This window comes from Microcoleus sp. D3_18_C4, from assembly GCF_036702355.1.
In the GTDB taxonomy this organism is placed as follows: Bacteria; Cyanobacteriota; Cyanobacteriia; order Cyanobacteriales; family Microcoleaceae; genus Microcoleus.
The window spans coordinates 1-3,450 of the sequence record NZ_JAUBTF010000148.1 but is presented as its reverse complement, the minus strand read 5'-3'; the positions used below and the strand labels follow the sequence as shown (position 1 = coordinate 3,450).

Genomic DNA, 3,450 nt, shown 5'->3' with positions numbered 1-3,450 from the left:
TACCGAAACTGGTCTAAACTAACTATGTTATTCTACCACAAATATAGTCTGTCTACTTACGCCGAGCTGTACTAGCTTTAAAATCGGAGATTTTGATAGCGGAAGGAAAAAGAATGAAGAAGGAAGAAGGAATAAGCAATAAGCAATAAAAAAAAGGGTTTCACCAATTACAAATGTCCTCACTGTCTGCGCGGTTGATATATCTAATTAGAAACAGGGTTTCTGTAGTTGTTAATAGTCCTGGACGCATGGGTTGTCTAGAAACCGGGTTTCTGAGCGGGTGGCTGCTTGCCAAAGCTATGATTTAGAGTAGAAACCGGATTTCTGGGGTCAAGTGAGTCCGGGAGTTGTTAATTGTTAATTATCGATCGAGCGAGTTCTAGGAGTAGGCGCTGTTCGGCGCGGACGATCGCCCTGGAAGTTTGTTCTGCAGCATCGACATTGACCGAAATAGACGAAATTCCCCACCGCACGAAGGATTCAACTGTGTCGGGATACAATGCGGGAGCGTCGCCGCAGATTGAGCAAGGAATGCCGGCGGCCCGGGCCTGTTTGATTAATTGTTCGATCGCCCTCATCACTGCTGGATCGCGCCCGTTGAAAGCACCTGCCACCTGGTCGGAGTGGCGGTGAATTCCTAACAGCAATTGAGTTAAATCGTTAGTGCCGATAGAAACTCCTTGAACTCCGGCTTTTACGTAATCGGGCAATAAAAATAACACCGAAGGAACTTCCGCCATAATCCACATTTTAAACTCGCTTGAGCGGTTTTTCCAAACTGTTTCTAAGCGCTGGCGGCAGTATATAAACTCGTCAACAGAGCGCACGAAAGGCAAAATTAAATTAACATTGGTATGACCTGACTCGCCGACTTTTTGAAGTACGCAGAGTTCCCAATCAAATAATTCTGGTTCAAAGGTATAACTGAAACTGCCGTGGGCGCCTGACTCCCGTAAATCGAGAGATCGATAAAATATTGGCCGCGGCGAAACGGCAGCAGCAAATAAGCTGAGGCAATCCGCCATGCGATCGACAAATTCCGATTGGCGGCCGTCTTGTAGCCAAACTTTGGGGTTTTGACAGTCCAAAGCTTCTAATGCCATTAATTCCGATCGCAGCAATCCGATGCCGTCTATTGGCAGATTTTTGAGGCGGTCAATCGAACTTGTTTGGCTGACATTAACTAGCAGTTGAGTCGCCGTTGGTGGGCCCCAAACATATTGAGTAGACTCAGATTGTCGAGATTTAGACGCCCAATTGGACGATCGATCGGAGGTAGAAGATTGGTGCTTGGCTATTGACATTTTCGCTGCTGTACTGTATACATTTGCCTTTTTTGCTGTGTCCCGAAGTCGGCTGCTGTCTCCTGTCTCGATCGCATCCTGTTGGGCGAGGGCAAAAACTTCTCCGCTATCGCCGTCTACCAAAACCGAATCGCCCGAGGCGATCGCCCGCGTCGCCCCGGTCACTCCCACAACGGCGGGAATCCCCAATTCTCTCGCTAAAATGGCGCCGTGGCATGTCATGCCTCCTTGTTCCGCAATCACTCCAGCAGCAATCTTCAGCCAAGGCAGCCAATTCGGCTCGATTGTCCGGGCTACCAAAATGCCTCCGGCTAAGAATTCCGCGTTTTCTGGGTGGGAATTAGTCATAACTTGGGCAATTGCTTCGGCTTTTCCTGATGCTGCTGCCACACCTCTGAGTATGGCAGGAGTTCGGGCTGGGGCGATCGAGTTTGGGTGCGGGAGGGATCTCGAATTTTCCTCTAGTGGCGCGACTTTTTCCCCTTTGACAAGACGAACTTGAGTGAAATAAAACTGCGCTTCCCCGCTGTTTGCTGTCTGATTTAGCGTCCACTCTAAAATTAAATCCGAGTCAAATTCGGCGATCGCTTTTTTACTCAATTCAATGATTTCTTGCAGTTGCGATTCCTCTAAAACGTATTCTGTTTGTGCTTCCTCTCCCAGCGCTAAAACTTGCACGCAACAATCAGCCAAATCAGGAATTATAAATGGAGAATCGGGAATTGGGAAAGCAGCAAACTTGCCCAGTAGCAGTTTTTTTTTCGGTTCACCATCGCCGACTTTGAGATGGTAGGCTAATGTTTTGTAACCGATCCGCTGGAATTTAACCGCGCTTGTTTCTGGCTGCACTTGATAGTAATCGGGGATGGTTTCTCCCCTAGCGAGGGACAATCCCAAACCGCTGGTGGCTTGGATTTCCCACTGTGCACCCGCCTTTATTTTTACCTCGCCCGCGGCGATGGCTTCTTGAAGTGGCTGCACCAAAACTGCGGGATTGATTTGCTGTACCCGCAGACCGCACCGCTGCCAGTAAAATAGACTTCGGGCTCTGAACATTTCTGCCCAAGCTCGTTTGAGTCCGTCCCCAATGGCTTCGGGTTCTGCCCGTACTGCCTGAGATGCCAGAATGCCGACTGTTTTCGGGTTCCAGGAAGTCAGGGAAGGGCGAAAAATTAAGGCTGTGGAGTTTAAGTTTGACTTGGAGTTGAGTTGAGAAACAGCAGACTCTAGGGTGGAGAGCAGTGAATCTGGTAGTTTGCCGGCGAGGATTTGGTGGCGGATGCTGCGGGCGATCGATTGCAGTTGTCTGGGTTCATCGACATTCAAGTGCAGTGAAGAGTGTGGCCAGTCAGCAAACAGCGGTTCTAGGCACTCGATCGACTCTAAAAACTGCCAGAATGTGGTAGCCGGTACGACAAAACCCGGTACAACAGGATGATTTTTCTGGAGCAAACAGCTCAAGTAAAATGCTTTTTCTCCCACTGCATCTCTGTCTGAAGGTTGAATTTTGTCTAACCAGTAGAGGTTTTTCACGCTGCGAGCCTGTCGGTGGAAACTGATTGAAGTTGAAAGTTTTTCCCATTAATCACTTACGACAATTTTAGGATGAACAAGCGAAAATGGACGGGATTAGTCAAATCTTTTCTCAATCTATTTCTTAAGTCTAACTGTCCTCTTTGTCAGCGACCGGCCGCCGGAGAGTTTTGTCCGTACTGTCACAAGCAACTTCAGCGATGTCAGTTAAGCGATCCTGGTCGATTTTGGCATTCAGAGCAGCGTGTTTTTGTGTGGGGTGAGTATGGCGGGGCTCTCAAACGGGCGATCGCAGCTTTGAAATATGACGGCAATCCGCAATTAGCAAAACCTCTAGGCGGCTGGCTGGCAGAATCTTGGCTGAGTTTTCCCGAATTAGCTATAGACAATCTAACAGTTGTACCGATTCCCATGCACAAAGAAAAGGTCAAGGAGCGCGGTTTTAACCAAGCAGAACTGTTGGCTGAAAGTTTTTGCGAGGTGACTGGTTTGCCTTTGCAGCGGCACGGTTTGGAGCGGGTGAAAAATACTCAGGCTTCATTCGTAACAAGTTAAGCTTGGATGGCAGTTGTCAAGGGGATTTGAGAAGATGCTTCAAAGAAAAAGTAGTCAG

General features: G+C 48.3%; 2 protein-coding genes. One reads left to right on the top strand and one right to left on the bottom strand.

Annotated features, from left to right (window positions below):
• Nucleotides 1–350 precede the first annotated feature (350 nt).
• The gene (locus QUA90_RS30215) at nt 351–2,837 is read right to left on the bottom strand and encodes a putative PEP-binding protein (RefSeq protein WP_333448772.1); all 2,487 of its coding nucleotides are present in this window, start codon (nt 2,835–2,837) and stop codon (nt 351–353) included.
• A gap of 72 nt (nt 2,838–2,909) precedes the next feature.
• Here QUA90_RS30215 and QUA90_RS30210 point away from each other — a divergent pair, with 72 nt between their 5' ends.
• Entirely contained in the window at nt 2,910–3,392 is a 483-nt protein-coding gene (locus QUA90_RS30210; RefSeq protein ID WP_333448771.1) for a hypothetical protein, read from the top strand.
• Nucleotides 3,393–3,450 lie beyond the last annotated feature (58 nt).

What these genes read in the sequence shown, in the direction of transcription:
- QUA90_RS30210 (WP_333448771.1), top strand. Translation starts at nt 2,910, where the DNA reads ATGAACAAGCGAAAATGGACGGGATTAGTCAAATCTTTTCTCAATCTA.